The following is a 416-nucleotide window of genomic DNA, read 5'->3' as shown; positions in this document are numbered from 1 at the left end:
CTATATGGCCATTGGTACAGAAGCCGCGTACGACAATGTGGTTGGGATGTCTAAATACATTTGGCAAACACGCTCTGCAAACTGGGAGCTCTACGTTAAACACCGTCCTTCTCTTGACAAAATCCCTGAAATTGGTCGCGTCGATACCAATACGTTTTCTGCGGAAAAAGTCATTAGTCTAAACCCAGATGTCCTGATGCTCGCTGACTGGCAATACAAAGGCCTTGGCTCGGAAATCGAACGTATCGAAGATGCTGGAGTTTCTGTGGTTGTAGTCGATTACAACGCACAAACTTTGGAGCGCCACCTGAAAAGTACTAAGTTGATTGGCGTGATCACTGGTCAAGAAGAGCGTGCAGAAAAAATCGCCAATGAATACAAACAAAACCTAGAAATGATCACTCAGCGACTTGAGT

1 protein-coding gene is annotated in these 416 nt (G+C 45.2%); it reads left to right on the top strand.

Features of this window, described 5'->3' with window-relative positions:
- Nucleotides 1-46: 46 nt before the first annotated feature.
- Nucleotides 47-416, top strand: a 370-nt coding sequence (locus QTO00_RS20890; protein ID WP_331426410.1) for an ABC transporter substrate-binding protein, incomplete at its 3' end; no start/stop codon positions are given.

The sequence above is a fragment of the Vibrio sp. M260118 genome (assembly GCF_036533755.1).
GTDB lineage: Bacteria > Pseudomonadota > Gammaproteobacteria > Enterobacterales > Vibrionaceae > Vibrio.
Note: the sequence above shows the minus strand (reverse complement) of the source record. Positions and strands in the feature narration are given on the sequence as shown.